Genomic DNA, 14,450 nt, shown 5'->3' on the forward strand with positions numbered 1-14,450 from the left:
TGCGATAATACGTCTATTAGATACTCGTTTCGACAAGGCCTTTTTATAGGCAGCTTACAGGCAGAGCCGATGAATCCCAATTATCTCGATTTTGAACAGCCCATTGCCGAGCTTCAGGCAAAAATTGAGGAGCTACGTTTGGTTAGCTCCGACAGCGTTAATCTCTCCGATGAGATATCCCGGCTGGAGGAGAAAAGTCGTAAGCTGACCGAATCGATCTTCAAGGACTTGACGCCCTGGCAGGTCTCTCAGCTATCGCGTCATCCTCAGCGCCCTTATACGCTCGACTATCTTGAGCATATGTTTAGCGACTTTGACGAGCTACATGGCGACCGTAACTTCGCTGATGACGCTGCCCTGGTAGGCGGCGTTGCGCGCTTGAATGATAAGCCGGTAATGGTGATCGGCCACCAGAAAGGGCGCGATGTTAAAGAGAAGGTGCGCCGTAACTTCGGTATGCCTCGCCCGGAAGGTTATCGTAAAGCGTGTCGTCTGATGGAAATGGCCGAACGCTTCAAAATGCCGATTTTAACCTTTATCGATACCCCCGGTGCTTACCCAGGCATTGACGCGGAAGAGCGTGGCCAGAGTGAAGCGATTGCCTACAACCTGGCGGTCATGTCGCGCCTGAAAACACCGATTATATCAACGGTTGTTGGCGAAGGCGGCTCCGGTGGGGCATTGGCGATCGGCGTATGTGATGAGCTGTACATGCTTCAATACTCCACCTACTCGGTTATTTCGCCAGAAGGCTGTGCGTCTATTCTCTGGAAAAGTGCCGAAAGAGCCTCTGATGCGGCCCAGGCAATGGGGATCACCGCAGAGCGCTTAAAAGAGCTTGGCTTTGTAGATGGGCTGATTAAAGAGCCGCTAGGCGGTGCGCATCGTCATCCGATGACGACGGCGGAGCGTGTGAAAGAGACCATCACCGAGGGCCTTGAGCGCCTTCAGGCACTGGATACCGATGCCCTGCTGGAGCGCCGTTATAAGCGCTTAATGAGCTATGGCGCCCCAACTGCCTAATCAGCTTGAACGCCTGTTAAACGACGCCCTGGTGGAAACCCCACCGGGGCGCTCTATTTGGGTCGCGCTCTCCGGAGGGCTTGATTCCGCATTGCTGCTGACGCTGGCAGCTTCTGTTTGCCGCCAGGCCAATCACCCGCTGCGCGCCATCCATATTCATCACGGCTTGCAGGCCGCCGCCGATGACTTTGAACAGCACTGCCAAGCGCTTTGCAAGCAGCTTGGCGTGCCGCTTAGTGTGGTGCGCGTTACGGTCGACGCCGCCGCTGGCGGTATTGAGGCGGCAGCGCGTCAGGCGCGCTATGCTGCGTTTCATGAGCATGTTCCCACGGGAGACACCGTTTGGCTGGCCCAGCATCAGGATGATCAAGCGGAAACCTTTCTGCTGGCGGCACTGCGGGGAAGCGGTATTCGTGGGTTAGCGGGAATGCCACACTGCCGTCATGCACACGGCCTTACCTTCGTTCGGCCCTGGCTCTCGATTGCCCGGCGCTGCCTGGAGGGGCGAGCCTACCAAATCGGCCTTGAATGGCGCGAAGACCCCACTAATAGCGATGTCACGCTTGATCGTAACCGCCTGCGTCATGACGTGTTGCCTCTTCTCAAAGCGCGCTGGCCCGACATGGCTGGCGCGTTTTCCCATAGCGCTAAGCATGCCGGGGAAGCGGATGCGCTGCTTAGTGAGTATGCCCAAGCGGAGTTGGAGGCGCTTCGCACAGATGCTAACAGCGCCGACCTGGAGTGTATTGATGCCCTCGCGTTGGCCACGCGCTCACGGCCTCGCCAGCGATTGCTGATACGCTCCTGGTGCCAGCAGCGATTATTGCCGACCCCGCCTCAGCGTCGTTTGGAGACGCTGCTTGATCAATTAACGGCCGCACCGGACGCGAGTGTGCACGTCACGTGGCCAGGAGCGGAGGCTCGGGTGTGGCAACAGCGGCTTTATCTAATGGCGCCGCTGGAGCCGCTACCGGCCTGGCAGTGTGCCTGGGATGGCAGGGCAGGGCAGGCAACACCGTTAGGTGCGCTGGAACTCTCGTTGGAGTCCGATACGCCGCTAACGTTGCGCTGGCGCCAGGGAGGAGAAGTGATTGCGCTTGCCGAGCGAGGGCGCCGAGACGTTAAAAGGCTGCTTCAGGAGGCCCAAATTCCCCCATGGGAGCGCGAGCGGCTGGTGATGGTCATGGCGGAAGACACTTGCCTTGGCGTGGTTCAGCCGCCAGCCAGAGTGCTCTGGAAAGCGGCTAACGTAAGGTTTGTCTCGTAGGCGGTGCGCCCGTCTGTCTCTTTTAGCTTTCCTGTATGACGTTCAGCGTGAAGCCTGCGGCATCCATATACGCCTGCTCCTGCTCAATATCGGTGCTGAGTAGCGTTGGTTCATCGCTGGCGGGCAGTGCCAGCGTTAAGCTGTCGGAATCAACACTAATGTTCGGCAAGGGCGGGGCGTTTTCGGGGCGTGAGTGGTTAATCAGTACCGCCAGGCGCAACAATAGGGCAAGCCGTATGCTGTGCGCGTGCTGCGCCTTGGGGAGCGCCTGCCACTCCTTGAGCGGGAATTTACGCCGATGGGCACGCACTAGAAAGGCCAACTGATGCTGCTCCGGGCGTGAAAAGCCCGCCAGGTCAGAGTTTTCCAGCAGGTAAGCGCCATGGCGATGAAACTGGCTATGGGAAATAGCCAAGCCAATTTCGTGTACATGGCTGGCCCACTGCAGATAGTAACGGTGCTCATGGGTAAGCGACCAGGCGTCTTGCACCTGCTTAAACAGACATAGTGCGGTCTCGGCCACGTTATCGGCCTGTCGGGTATCCACGTCGTAAATGCGCTGGAGTACTTCAAGGCTTTTGGAGCGCGTGTCTTCTGCGCTATTGCGTCCGGCCATATCATAGAGCACACCCTCGCGCAGGGCGCCGTCGGCAAAACGCATTTGGTGCAGGTCAAATGCCTCGAAGATAGCGCTTAAAATGGCCACCCCAGCAGGGAAAACTCGTGCGCGGTCAGGCTTTAACCCGTCGAGTTCGACTTTGCACAACTGTTTGCACTTGAGCAGGCGCTCACGCAGTTTTTTGAGCCCGCTGCGCGTAATCACACCTTCAGTGGGTGTGTCACCATAGGCGAGAAGAACGCTAGCCACTGCTTTAATAGTGCCACTGGAGCCTACTGGGTCTTCCCAGCCAAGGCGCAGGTAGGGGCGCTGGATATGGGCAAGTTCTGATAACGCGGCCAGTTCGGCGCGGCGCATGCGCTTTTCACTCATCTCGCCGTCAGGAAAGTAGCGGCTGGTAAAGGTCACACAGCCCATGCGCAGGCTTTCCAGCGCCTTGGGTTCAAACTTTTCACCAATGATAAATTCTGTTGAGCCGCCACCAATATCGACAATCAAGCGGCGCCCGTTTTCGGCCAAGGCATGAGCCGCCCCTAGATAGATAAGCCGGGCCTCTTCACGGCCCGCAATAATTTCGATGGGGTGACCAAGCTGTGTTTCAGCCCGTTCAATAAACGCCTGGCTATTATGGGCGTCACGCAGGGCGTTAGTGCCCACGATGCGCAGGTTTGCGCTCTCAATATCACTTAAAAACGGCGCGAAGCGGCCCAGGCAGTCCAGGGCGCGCTGAATGGCTGCTTCGTTAAGCTTGCCCTCTTCATCCAGGCCAGCCGCCAGTTGGACTTTTTCACCCAATCGTGCAACGACTTGAAGACGCTCATTTTGATAGTTGGCTACCAGAAGATGAAAACTGTTGGAGCCGAGGTCAATGGCGGCTAGCCGCTGTGGTGCTGCGTTTTCCAGTTCGCTAACAGGAGCGCTAACGGGGGGTGAAATGTCCTTGGGCATGAGCTATCCTTCGTATTGGCTTTGCCAAGGTTGCGGTGCGCTTGAGCTATTGTCAATTGGCAAAGACTTGCGTTTATCGCGGGCCTTGACTACCATCGAACGACAGGTCTGACTCGACCTTGCCTGCTACAAGGCTGATTGCTAGAAATTACCCAAAAAATTACTAGTAATAGCTCTGCTGACAAGAGATCGTTGATAGCGTGTCGATTCAGTTGTCTTGGTTGCCAAGCTTTTCTGGTGCTAGGCTTTCCTAGTTAAGCTTTCTTGGTGCTAGGCTTTCTTGGTATTATCGGGACTTATCGAACGTCGTATTTATTTAATGCTGTACTTACCTTGGCTAAGCACGCGATGATTGTGCTATGTATATTGACTAACTAACGCTTATCCAGCATGTTAACAAGATACTGCTTATCCAGATAGCATCAGCCATATTTCCAAGTCGTCAGATGACCCGCTGATTGGTTCTTTCCTTACGCCAATCAGAACAAACAACTGCATGTACCCTCGAACTGAGCAATAACTCATTGCCTCATTGCACCACTGCCATGAGTTTTCACATGCCCAGCGGCTTACCATCGAGTACGTGCTTTATCGGGACCTGAACGCATCACACGGCGCCTAGCCATATCAGTACGTGCTACGCCTCCTGTCTTATTCTGGCGCCTTGCGCCTAGCTTCCAGAGCAACTTTCTAACACGCCGATGAATCTCACTGAACTCAAGCAAAAAACCGTTCCCGAGCTGCTCGATATCGCCCGCGAAATGGGTATCGATAACCTGGCCCGTTCGCGCAAGCAGGACATCATTTTCGCCATCCTCAAACGACACGCTAAAAGCGGTGAGGACATTTACGGCGACGGTGTACTGGAAATTCTTCAGGATGGCTTTGGCTTCCTGCGTAGCGCCGACAGCTCCTATCTTGCCGGACCGGACGATATCTACGTATCGCCCTCGCAGATTCGCCGTTTTAACCTGCGTAAAGGCGACTCCATTTCCGGCAAAATTCGCCCGCCCAAAGAAGGCGAGCGCTACTTTGCTCTGCTCAAGGTTAGCCAGATCAACTTTGACCGTCCGGAAAATGCCAAGCACAAGATTCTCTTCGAGAACTTAACGCCGCTATTCCCGAATGACCGTTTGCGGATGGAAATCGGTAATGGTTCCACCGAAGATCTAACGGCCCGTATCATCGACCTGACTGCGCCGATTGGTAAAGGTCAGCGTGGCCTACTGGTGTCTCCGCCTAAAGCGGGTAAGACACTGATGCTGCAGAACATCGCCACCTCAATTACGCGCAACAACCCTGAGTGCCATCTGATCGTACTGCTGATCGATGAGCGCCCGGAGGAAGTGACCGAAATGTCGCGTACCGTACGCGGTGAAGTGGTGGCTTCCACCTTTGATGAACCGCCGGCGCGCCACGTTCAGGTCGCTGAAATGGTCATCGAAAAAGCCAAGCGTTTGGTTGAGCACAAAAAAGACGTGGTTATCCTGCTGGATTCGATTACCCGCTTAGCGCGTGCCTACAACACCGTCGTGCCGAGCTCCGGTAAAGTGCTTACCGGTGGTGTCGATGCGCATGCGCTTGAGAAGCCTAAGCGTTTCTTCGGTGCGGCGCGTAATATCGAAGAGGGCGGCAGCTTGACCATTATCGCCACGGCTCTGGTGGATACCGGTTCGAAGATGGATGAAGTCATCTTCGAAGAGTTCAAGGGTACCGGTAATATGGAAGCGCACCTTGATCGCAAGCTGGCGGAAAGGCGCGTTTTCCCGGCAATCAACATTCGTCGCAGCGGCACGCGGCGTGAAGATCTGCTGGCATCTGAGGAAGAGATGCAGCGCATGTGGATTTTGCGCAAGCTGCTCAACCCGATGGAAGACACGGCTGCCACGGAATTCCTGATTGATCGTCTGAAGGATACCAAGACGAATCTTGAGTTCTTTGAAGCGATGAAACGCCGCTAGGATTGATGAGAATTACTATAGCGGCGCAAGCCTAGCGGGGAGTGTGTCTTGAAGTATAACGACTTGCGCGACTTCATCGCGGCGCTGGAAGCGCGCGGTGAACTCAAGCGTATCCAAGCCGAAGTCGATCCTTACCTGGAAATCACCGAGATTTGCGACCGCACGCTGCGTGCCGGTGGCCCGGCACTCTTGTTTGAGAATGTGAAGGGCCATGATATGCCGCTGCTGGGCAATCTTTTCGGTACACCAAAGCGCGTGGCACTAGGAATGGGGCAGGAGTCGGTCGAAGCGCTGCGCGAAGTGGGTAAGCTGTTGGCCTTTTTAAAAGAGCCTGATCCGCCCAAGGGGTTGAAAGACGCCTGGGATAAGCTGCCTATCTTCAAACAAGTGCTTAGTATGGGGCCTAAAACCGTTAAGCGGGCGCCAGTGCAGGAAGTCGTTTTTGAAGATGACGAGGTTGATCTTGATCGCCTGCCTATCCAGCACTGCTGGCCGGGCGATGCGGCGCCTTTGGTCACTTGGCCGCTGGTCATTACCCGCGGCCCGCATAAAAAACGCCAGAATCTGGGGATTTACCGGCAGCAAAAGATTGGCAAGAACCGCTTGATCATGCGCTGGCTCTCCCACCGTGGCGGGGCGCTGGATTTCCAGGAGTTTCAGCAAGCGCATCCTGGCGAGCCTTTCCCGGTTGCCGTAGCGTTGGGTGCTGACCCGGCCACGATCCTGGCGGCCGTGACCCCCGTCCCTGACTCACTCTCCGAATATGCGTTTGCCGGGCTTCTGCGCGGCTCGCGTACCGAGCTTGTTAAGTGCGGCCATTATGACCTTGAGGTGCCTGCCTCCAGTGAGATTATTCTGGAAGGGGTTATCTATCCTGATGATATGGCGCCTGAAGGCCCATACGGTGATCACACTGGCTATTACAACGAGGTGGATCACTTCCCGGTCTTTACGGTAACGCGCATGACCATGCGCCGTGATGCCATTTATCACTCCACCTATACCGGGCGGCCGCCGGATGAGCCTGCCGTTCTCGGGTTGGCGCTTAACGAAGTGTTTGTGCCGATACTCTGCAAGCAGTTTCCTGAAATTGTCGACTTTTACCTGCCGCCTGAAGGCTGTTCGTATCGCATGGCGGTTGTCACCATGAAAAAGCAGTACCCAGGTCACGCCAAGCGCGTGATGATGGGGGTATGGAGCTTTTTACGTCAGTTCATGTACACCAAATTCGTGATTGTGCTGGATGACGACGTTGATGCGCGCAACTGGGAAGACGTGATCTGGGCGATCACCACGCGTATGGACCCGGCGCGAGATACCGTGATGGTTGAGAATACGCCTATCGATTATCTGGATTTCGCCTCGCCTGTCTCTGGCTTGGGTTCCAAAATGGGGCTCGATGCGACCAACAAATGGCCAGGCGAAACAGACCGCGAGTGGGGCACGCCCATCGTGATGGACGAGACGGTCAAAAATCGCGTTGACGAGCGGTGGGAAGAGCTGGGAATCGGTATTCCTCTGCCAGCACAGCGGCATGGCGGTTAAGAAGGCAGTTAAGTTTAGCGGCGCACGTTGATCGATTTTTCATATAGAGGTTTTCATGAGCGCAAGGACGTTAACCTGCCAGGTAACGGCTGTTGAGGATTTAAATCCTGACGTATTTGGCGTGACGCTAAAAGGGCGTGCAGAATCAATGCAGCATGCGCCTGGGCAGTATCTAGAACTTAAATTGGATGACAGCACCTGGGTGCCCTTTTCAATTGCCAGTGCCGAGCAGGGCGATGGCGTCATTGAACTGCATATTCAGCACTGGCCTGAGCGCGATAATTCAGTACGACTTCGAAATCTGCTCCAGGTGGCCAATCAGCTAACGCTGCGCTTGCCCGGCGGTGAATGTGTGGTTGACGCGCAAAGCGAGCGTCCGCTGCTGCTGATTGCTGCTGGTACAGGGTTTTCACAAATGAAAGCGATTGTTGAGGCCACCCTGCGTGACCAGCCTGAGCGGCCAATCTCACTCTGGTGGGCTGCCCGTGAGCATCGCGACCTTTACGCTGAAAGCCTGGCGACTGAGTGGGCGCAGCGCTATCCCAATGTAACGTTTAAAGCGGTCACCGAATTTCCGCTAACTGAGCCTTTGGCAAGCGGCGAGCGTATTCATCACCATCAGGGCCGGGTTGATCTTGTACTGGAGAAAGCGGCGCTGACGTTCAGCGATTATGACGTGTATCTCTCCGGCTCGCCCGGCATGGTATACGCCTGCCTGGATGTGTTGGAAACCAAAGGCGTGGTGAGTGAGCGGGTTTTTTCCGACGTATTTGCTTATGCGCCGCGTGGGTGATTGATCCACGGCGTTAGTCTGTCACTTTTTGGCTATGGCGCTGATTGTTAATCAACAGTTGCCATTTGCCAAGCTTAAGGGCAGGATAAAGATATACCTTTTTTAAAACGATTTTTTGCGGCCCCTTGGCTTGCCAGTCATCAGGAAAAATATGCACACACAAGCGCCTTTCCATACTGCTAACCGCCTGCCTTTTATGGCGGTTAGTGTGTGCATGAGCGTTGTGGCCTATTTTGGATATTGGTTTAGCCACGGTGTGCCCACGGCCGACGGTTAACGTCGCGCTACTAGGCACACCTTCCAGGTTGCCTGCCGAATCTTCAAGCCCCGGTTGGTGACCCCGCCGGGGCTTTTTGCGTTTAACGGCTTTTGCCATAGGAATTTCATTAAGGAGCTGCACCATGATGTATCGCGCTTATAACGTCACTATCGCTACCGGCTATGTGGGCTATGGCTGGCGATTTAGCGACGCGCGGTCGGTGCAAGCTGCCACCTCCGACCGTGCCCGTTTGGGTGGTAACGCCAATCAACGATGTCATGTGATACCGGAGAGTTAATGATGAATGCCCAGGCAAGCCTAGCCCCGATCAAGAATGCTAACGCCAACCCCCTTGGCGACAGTACGCCCAGCCCTGTTAATCACTTACCGACACCCGCCGAGTTACGCCAAAGCGTTGCCGTTGATGCTCGGTTAGGCCAGCAAATTTCTCAACAGCGAGAAGCGGTTCAGAAAATATTAAGTGGCCAGGATAAAAGATTATTGGTGGTGGTAGGCCCCTGTTCTATCCATGACCCGGACGCAGCGCTTGAGTACGCTGACCGTTTGGCGGTGCTAAGTGAGCAGGTGGATGAGCAGATTTTACCGGTAATGCGGGTTTACGTTGAAAAGCCGCGTACGACGGTTGGCTGGAAAGGGCTGGCCTATGACCCTGATTTAGACGGTCGTGGCGATATGCCCAAGGGCATTACCCTCTCTCGTGAATTGATGCATGCCGTTGCCGCCCGAGGCCTACCGGTGGCCACCGAGCTGCTTCAGCCCATGCTCGCGCCTTACCTGGATGACCTTTTAAGTTGGGTCGCGATTGGCGCGCGCACTACAGAGTCGCAGCTGCACCGTGAGCTGGCCAGTGACCTGGCTGCGGCGGTTGGGTTCAAAAATGCCACCAGCGGTGATGTGCAGGTCGCGATTGACGCCATACAAGCTGCCGCTCATGGGCACCAGCGCTTTGCTCAAGACAGTCATGGGCGCCCCATCATGCAGCAAACAGCCGGTAACCCGCATACGCATGTTGTGCTTCGCGGCGGGCATGGCGAGCCGAATTATCAGGCAGCGCATGTTCAGGCGGCGATCAAGGCGCTGCATGAGGCAGGTCAGAACCCACGTTTAATGGTCGACTGTAGCCACGCCAATGCACGTAAAGATCATCGTCGTCAGAATGAAGTAATGCTGGATGTACTGGCCCAGCGGCAGGCGGGCAACGCCAATCTGGTCGCCTTGATGCTTGAAAGCCACCTGTTTGAGGGCAAACAGCCGTTAAACCCTAGTGCACTGCGTTACGGTGTCTCGGTAACCGATGCCTGTGTTGGCTGGGAGGCAACCGAGCGGTTGTTAAAAATGGCCGCAGAGCGATTAAGCGCACATTAAGCGACTCAGGCTTGTTTGCGTTGGTCAGCCCCGTATCATAGAACACTCATTTGGATTGCGAGGTTGGCCATGGTTTTTACCCTTGAGCCGCATGATGTACAACGCTACCGTCGTAAGGCGCGCATGATTAGCTTTGCGATGGCGGGCCAACTGGTCATTTTTGGAATGCTGTTTTCCATGCTGCTGACCTCTGCCTTGGGCAACAGCCTATGGCTCTACGCGCTAGGTATCTTCCTGGGACTTCTAGCCACCAGCGCACTCTTTGCGGTGCTGCGCGAACGGCCCTGGATGACCGAGATGCGCTATGTATGGCAGTTAAAGCAACACCTGTCGCAAATCAGGGGGTATTTACCTACGCTTAGGCGTGCACTTGAAGATGATAATCAAGCCGCGCTTAATATCGTGACCTTTTACCATCAAGGGATAACGCAGCTAGCTGAGCTAAATGGTCGTGAGCCCTCTCAAGACCCCACGTGGCTGGCCGAGAAGCATCACTTGGCGGAAAAACGGGCAGCATTGGGATTGCCGCCCAAGTTTGATACCTTTGATCCACAGGATCTACACGCCTTTAAGCGAAGCTAGTGCATTACACAATAAATCACGCGCGCAGGGAGCCTTGATAGATGACGTTTTTTACCCCTCTTCGATTAGCCGCTGTGGGTGCTTGTTTGATGGCACTCACCGGCTGTGCCTCTACGTCTTCACCAGTAGACGAGTCTGGGACAATGACCGTTAACAGCAGTGCCCCGTTGCTGCCCTCGGTACTTTTTGCTGGAAACGCCGACCAGTACCAGGGCTGGCACTGTCAGCCCGCTGACCAGAATTTAGTGACAGCGACGAATACTAATGACCTACGGCTTTGGTCGCTGCACGGTGCCTGGCAGCTGCCTCAAGCGGTTGTCGCTAACGGGGCTCGCTACCAGGATGGCAGTATCAGTTTTTGGAACCGAGGTAACCAGGCCATGGTGGAAACACCGCGTGGCCAACTGCAGTGCACCCTTGGCGAAGAGCGCAAAGTCCTTACTCGTGCAGAGCGGCCTGGCGTTATGTTTTTTGGGCATGGCAATGAGCCAGGCTGGGTGGTCGCGCTCGCACACGATTCCCCCACGTTAACTCTGGAGCTTAACTACGGCGAGGAGCGTATTGAGCTGCCCTATATGGTGAGCGTGATGGACAACGAAGCGGGCCGAGTGGTGCTTGAAAACGCCCGCGTTGAGCCTTTCTTTCGGGTGCGTATTGAAGCGGGCGCTTGCTTTGACAATATGAGCGGTTTTCCCTTTCCTGCGCGGGTAACGCTCAGCTACGGCGGTGAGCAGTTCAGTGGTTGTGGGCAGGGAATCGCCCCCTAAGCTTTTATTTCAGCGCCTATCAGCCATCACTGCTAGCGGTGCGGTGGCCACCGCTAGCAGTGATATTGAAGCGGGTCAGCGCGCCAATCAGGCGAGATAAAGTCGCTTGCACAAAGCGCCATGGTATCTCCAGCGGCCCTTGCTGCGAGACGCGACAGCATATTTAGCTGCAGCCCACGTGCGCTCTCGATCTGCTCGCTTACATCCACGGGTATCCATGTATCATCCTGCAGCGCTGCGAGGGTGAAGCTGAACGGGTGAAAGCCGGGATAGCCCAGCCGAAGATCGGTAGCAATTAATGTTTCATGTCCCTCAATATTGATGGTGTCATAGCGCAAAAAAGGGCCAGTAAACCACATTAGCCGCTGGCCAAGCGGGCCCGACAACGCACTCTCTTCAAGCGCTATATTGCGGTGAAGCGGTTCCAAACGTGGCTGACGCTTGCCATCAAATACGCTAATCAGACCTTCATAATAGCGATCTTCATTGACCACGGTAGCTCGCCATAGCACCGTGTTAAAAGGGGTTGGTTGAACCAGTAAAGGCGCCTCCTCTAGCCCCATCTCGGCAAGAACCGTTGCCAGCCGGTGCTCAATGTTCAGCTTCGCTCCGGCTGCTAGCAATAAGTAAACACTTGAGACAGCCAGCGCGGCCGTAGCGTACTTTTGTACCTGTTTTGACGCGATGCCTACGATTAAACCAATTAGAAGAGGCAGGGTGTAGAGCGGGTCAATGATAAATACAATCGGCCAGGCGACCGGTGATGTTTCTAGCGGCCAGAAGAGCTGCGTGCCATAGGTGGTCAGAGCATCAAGCAGTGGGTGCGTGATTAGCGTGAGTGTAAAAAACCACCACCAATGGATAAAGGAAATATCTCGTGCAGGGGCAAAACGGTTGCTAAGCAGGGCTAGTAACGTTGCGAGTCCGGTCAGTACAAATAACGAGTGGCTAAACCCACGGTGCTCGGTCACATTAGCGATCGCATCGCCATAGTCCAGCGCTACGTCGAGGTCGGGCAGCGTGCCCAGTAGTGCCCCTATGAGAATGGCTTTACGGCCCAAGCGCCGACCCAGCACCGCACCACCAATCGCAGCGCCCAACGCCGCCTGTGTGATTGAGTCCACTAACGTCTCCTTTGAGATAGCCCTCAAATAGCACTATACAGATTTTTCTTTGAATTCGACCTTGTATAATAAATCTGTCTAATGGTTAGTTAAAGCAGGCCGTCATTTAAACCGGTAGTGGTGTAGGTCGGGCTGAATAATGAGCTTTGACGAGCATTTGGGCATACGCTATCTGATATGCACAAGATTTGCTGGTTAAGACCTATTCTGTTTCCATCCATATAATGGGTATCCGCGTTAACATTCATTCACCGGCCTTAATGAAAAGGAAATAACATGCAGTTTTTACACACGATGGTACGTATCAGCGATCTGGATGCATCGCTTCACTTTTACTGTGACCTGCTGGGCCTTAAAGAAGTACGCCGTAAAGAGAATGAAAAAGGCCGCTTTACGCTGATTTTCCTTGCCGCCCCCGAAGACGAAGAGCGCTCAGCGCAGCTCTCCGCTCCCGAACTTGAATTGACGTATAACTGGGACCCTGAAACCTACACTGGCGGGCGTAATTTTGGTCACCTGGCCTATCGGGTAGACGATATTTACGCGCTTTGTCAAAAGCTCCAGGACGCCGGTGTTACTATTAACCGTCCTCCACGGGATGGACACATGGCATTTGTTAAATCGCCTGACGGTATCTCCATCGAGCTACTGCAAAAGGGCGACACGCTAGCACCTCAAGAGCCATGGGCTTCCATGGAAAACAGCGGCAACTGGTAAAACCTATAAGGTGACAATTATGTCCATGAAGACGTTAACGCTGCGTCATTGCTTGCTGCCCTTGTGTGTATCGGCGGCTTTTCTTTTGAGCGCGTGCAGTAGTTCGCCCGCGCCTCAAGAGAGTCATGAAGCGCCGAGCAGTGCGGAGCTTTCAGGAGCGATAGTGGATCAGCGCTGGGATCTTCTGTTGATCGGAACAGATGAGAAGTTAGCGTTTAATGAAACGCCGTTTTTTGAAATCTCTAGCGATGGAACGATCTCTGGTTATGACGGCTGCAACCGCTTTTCGGGGCAGGTAAGTCTGGGGGAAGGGCACCGTTTCGATGTTAAGCAGCTTGCCAGCACGCGCATGGCTTGTCCCAATATGGAGGATGCCCAGCAGGTAACGAATATGCTGGAAGGTGCTTATCGCTACCTCATTGACCATGACCGGTTGGTCTTTTTTGGCCCAGATAGCCGAGTACTTGGCGGCTGGCGCGAAGGTAACTAAACACGTAGCCATTTACAGTGCCTGCTGATACGCGATGGTCATACCGGTGTGTCGCAGGCCCTTTTATTTTAGGCACACATAAACACAGGGAGTTGAGTTATCGATTCAATCAAAAAGTGAACCGCTCTTCAGCCAGTGTTGAATAATCTATTCACATTGGGGGCATGAATGAAAAAGTTATGCTTGCGAAGCGTTTAAAAATAGCGGTGGAATCAGCAATGTTATGATATCCGTCCCTCGACGCTCTAAAGGGAGTTTAATCTGTGCTGCTGGTGATTATAGCGTTGGCGACGGTAGCATGTGCGTGTGCAAGCACTGAGCGCCACTCTGACGGAGACGGGTCCGCTAAGCCTAGCCCGCGCAGTAGAAACAGCCCCTCCATGGCTAGAACGGCTTGGCGAACCTCTTTACTTGCCATGCTGTCACCATCGAATAGATCCAAAATTGAGCGATAATACTCCCTTGCCGGGCGCGATTTTTCCGGTGATTGAAGCAGGGCTGTCATAAGGTAGGCAGAGCGACGAATAAGGCGGTCATCCTCGGTCAGGGCTTCATCCAGGTAAGCAAGCAATCGCTTATGTTTATGTTCCCAATCGTTTCCCGCCCGTATTTGAACGGCGTGTTGAACGCGGTCGATTTCGCGCTGCAGGACAGCAGCTACCAGGTCATCTTTTGTCGCAAAGCTATAGACCAGCCCCCCTTTACTGATACCTGCTCGTTCGGCCACGGCGTCGAGAGTGAACTGACGTCCGCCGCTCTCCATGATGATGGCATCGGCTGCATCCAGAATGCGATCAAGTGAAATTTCTTTTTTGCGTGCCATAGGGCTCTCTATTGTGTGGAAAGCCGCTCCCTGTGAATGAGTGGAGAGGCAGGTGAATCTCACTTCATTTTACCTCATGCACGCCAAGTTGCGGCGCAAGCCGTTCATGTAGGCGGTTACGTCTATTTCTTTCGTTTCATTTCATT

General features: G+C 54.4%; 15 protein-coding genes. 11 read left to right on the forward strand and 4 right to left on the reverse strand.

Annotated elements, in window-relative coordinates:
* Window positions 1–69 precede the first annotated feature (69 nt).
* Window positions 70–1,023 (forward strand): acetyl-CoA carboxylase carboxyl transferase subunit alpha, encoded by a 954-nt coding sequence (gene accA / locus ACT3TC_RS08595; protein WP_444639746.1) that lies wholly within the window; start codon window positions 70–72, stop codon window positions 1,021–1,023.
* A complete protein-coding gene (gene tilS, locus ACT3TC_RS08600; RefSeq protein ID WP_444639748.1) occupies window positions 1,004–2,290 on the forward strand; it encodes a tRNA lysidine(34) synthetase TilS in 1,287 nt (428 codons plus the stop codon). The genes accA and tilS overlap by 20 nt, the downstream gene beginning before the upstream one ends.
* Before the next feature lie 22 nt (window positions 2,291–2,312).
* On the opposite strand, the gene ppx is transcribed toward tilS, so the two are convergent.
* Window positions 2,313–3,857 carry an exopolyphosphatase gene (gene ppx, locus ACT3TC_RS08605; RefSeq protein WP_444639749.1) on the reverse strand — a complete coding sequence of 515 codons (1,545 nt, stop codon included), beginning with the start codon at window positions 3,855–3,857 and terminating at the stop codon, window positions 2,313–2,315.
* A gap of 701 nt (window positions 3,858–4,558) precedes the next feature.
* On the opposite strand from ppx, the gene rho reads away from it, so the two are divergent.
* From rho to ACT3TC_RS08620, 3 genes are read left to right on the forward strand one after another with little or no spacing between them, the layout of a single operon-like run.
* Entirely contained in the window at window positions 4,559–5,818 is a 1,260-nt protein-coding gene (gene rho / locus ACT3TC_RS08610) for a transcription termination factor Rho (protein WP_172118483.1), read from the forward strand.
* Window positions 5,819–5,866: 48 nt separating this feature from the next.
* Window positions 5,867–7,363 carry a 4-hydroxy-3-polyprenylbenzoate decarboxylase gene (gene ubiD / locus ACT3TC_RS08615; RefSeq protein WP_444639751.1) on the forward strand — a complete coding sequence of 499 codons (1,497 nt, stop codon included), beginning with the start codon at window positions 5,867–5,869 and terminating at the stop codon, window positions 7,361–7,363.
* Between the two features lie 55 nt (window positions 7,364–7,418).
* Window positions 7,419–8,156, forward strand: coding sequence for an NAD(P)H-flavin reductase (locus ACT3TC_RS08620; protein WP_444639753.1), 738 nt, complete (start codon window positions 7,419–7,421; stop codon window positions 8,154–8,156).
* Between the two features lie 13 nt (window positions 8,157–8,169).
* Here ACT3TC_RS08620 and ACT3TC_RS08625 read toward each other — a convergent pair whose 3' ends face one another.
* On the reverse strand, window positions 8,170–8,532 hold the full coding sequence (locus ACT3TC_RS08625; protein WP_444639754.1) for a hypothetical protein: 363 nt from the start codon (window positions 8,530–8,532) through the stop codon (window positions 8,170–8,172).
* 25 nt (window positions 8,533–8,557) lie between these two features.
* On the opposite strand from ACT3TC_RS08625, the gene ACT3TC_RS08630 reads away from it, so the two are divergent.
* The 4 genes from ACT3TC_RS08630 (at window position 8,558) to ACT3TC_RS08645 (ending at window position 11,150) form a co-directional block, all read left to right on the forward strand.
* Entirely contained in the window at window positions 8,558–8,713 is a 156-nt protein-coding gene (locus ACT3TC_RS08630; RefSeq protein ID WP_172118479.1) for a hypothetical protein, read from the forward strand.
* A 2-nt stretch (window positions 8,714–8,715) separates the two neighbouring features.
* Window positions 8,716–9,801 carry a 3-deoxy-7-phosphoheptulonate synthase gene (locus ACT3TC_RS08635; RefSeq protein ID WP_226912044.1) on the forward strand — a complete coding sequence of 362 codons (1,086 nt, stop codon included), beginning with the start codon at window positions 8,716–8,718 and terminating at the stop codon, window positions 9,799–9,801.
* Between the two features lie 69 nt (window positions 9,802–9,870).
* A complete protein-coding gene (locus ACT3TC_RS08640; RefSeq protein WP_193056451.1) occupies window positions 9,871–10,383 on the forward strand; it encodes a DUF3087 family protein in 513 nt (170 codons plus the stop codon).
* 41 nt (window positions 10,384–10,424) lie between these two features.
* The gene (locus tag ACT3TC_RS08645; RefSeq protein WP_193055221.1) at window positions 10,425–11,150 is read left to right on the forward strand and encodes an MliC family protein; all 726 of its coding nucleotides are present in this window, start codon (window positions 10,425–10,427) and stop codon (window positions 11,148–11,150) included.
* A gap of 53 nt (window positions 11,151–11,203) precedes the next feature.
* On the opposite strand, the gene ACT3TC_RS08650 is transcribed toward ACT3TC_RS08645, so the two are convergent.
* A complete protein-coding gene (locus ACT3TC_RS08650) occupies window positions 11,204–12,274 on the reverse strand; it encodes a metal-dependent hydrolase (protein WP_444639755.1) in 1,071 nt (356 codons plus the stop codon).
* 276 nt (window positions 12,275–12,550) lie between these two features.
* On the opposite strand from ACT3TC_RS08650, the gene gloA reads away from it, so the two are divergent.
* Both gloA and ACT3TC_RS08660 read left to right on the forward strand, forming a co-directional pair.
* Window positions 12,551–12,991, forward strand: a complete 441-nt coding sequence (gene gloA / locus ACT3TC_RS08655; protein WP_087109952.1) for a lactoylglutathione lyase — start codon at window positions 12,551–12,553, stop codon at window positions 12,989–12,991.
* A gap of 19 nt (window positions 12,992–13,010) precedes the next feature.
* Window positions 13,011–13,481, forward strand: a complete 471-nt coding sequence (locus ACT3TC_RS08660) for an META domain-containing protein (protein ID WP_444639757.1) — start codon at window positions 13,011–13,013, stop codon at window positions 13,479–13,481.
* A gap of 256 nt (window positions 13,482–13,737) precedes the next feature.
* Here ACT3TC_RS08660 and ACT3TC_RS08665 read toward each other — a convergent pair whose 3' ends face one another.
* Entirely contained in the window at window positions 13,738–14,304 is a 567-nt protein-coding gene (locus tag ACT3TC_RS08665) for a TetR/AcrR family transcriptional regulator (protein ID WP_444639759.1), read from the reverse strand.
* Window positions 14,305–14,450: the final 146 nt, after the last annotated feature.

It is taken from the genome of Halomonas sp. AOP27-A1-41 (assembly GCF_052378605.1).
GTDB lineage: Bacteria > Pseudomonadota > Gammaproteobacteria > Pseudomonadales > Halomonadaceae > Vreelandella > Vreelandella citrativorans.

Coding starts and splice junctions, on each gene's coding strand:
- ACT3TC_RS08620 (WP_444639753.1), top strand. CDS start 7,419: ATGAGCGCAAGGACGTTAACCTGCCAGGTAACGGCTGTTGAGGATTTA.
- ppx (WP_444639749.1), bottom strand. CDS start 3,857: ATGCCCAAGGACATTTCACCCCCCGTTAGCGCTCCTGTTAGCGAACTG.
- accA (WP_444639746.1), top strand. CDS start 70: ATGAATCCCAATTATCTCGATTTTGAACAGCCCATTGCCGAGCTTCAG.
- ACT3TC_RS08635 (WP_226912044.1), top strand. CDS start 8,716: ATGAATGCCCAGGCAAGCCTAGCCCCGATCAAGAATGCTAACGCCAAC.
- ACT3TC_RS08625 (WP_444639754.1), bottom strand. CDS start 8,532: ATGGCAAAAGCCGTTAAACGCAAAAAGCCCCGGCGGGGTCACCAACCG.
- ACT3TC_RS08640 (WP_193056451.1), top strand. CDS start 9,871: ATGGTTTTTACCCTTGAGCCGCATGATGTACAACGCTACCGTCGTAAG.
- gloA (WP_087109952.1), top strand. CDS start 12,551: ATGCAGTTTTTACACACGATGGTACGTATCAGCGATCTGGATGCATCG.
- tilS (WP_444639748.1), top strand. CDS start 1,004: ATGGCGCCCCAACTGCCTAATCAGCTTGAACGCCTGTTAAACGACGCC.
- ACT3TC_RS08630 (WP_172118479.1), top strand. CDS start 8,558: ATGATGTATCGCGCTTATAACGTCACTATCGCTACCGGCTATGTGGGC.
- ACT3TC_RS08645 (WP_193055221.1), top strand. CDS start 10,425: ATGACGTTTTTTACCCCTCTTCGATTAGCCGCTGTGGGTGCTTGTTTG.
- ACT3TC_RS08660 (WP_444639757.1), top strand. CDS start 13,011: ATGTCCATGAAGACGTTAACGCTGCGTCATTGCTTGCTGCCCTTGTGT.
- ACT3TC_RS08665 (WP_444639759.1), bottom strand. CDS start 14,304: ATGGCACGCAAAAAAGAAATTTCACTTGATCGCATTCTGGATGCAGCC.
- rho (WP_172118483.1), top strand. CDS start 4,559: ATGAATCTCACTGAACTCAAGCAAAAAACCGTTCCCGAGCTGCTCGAT.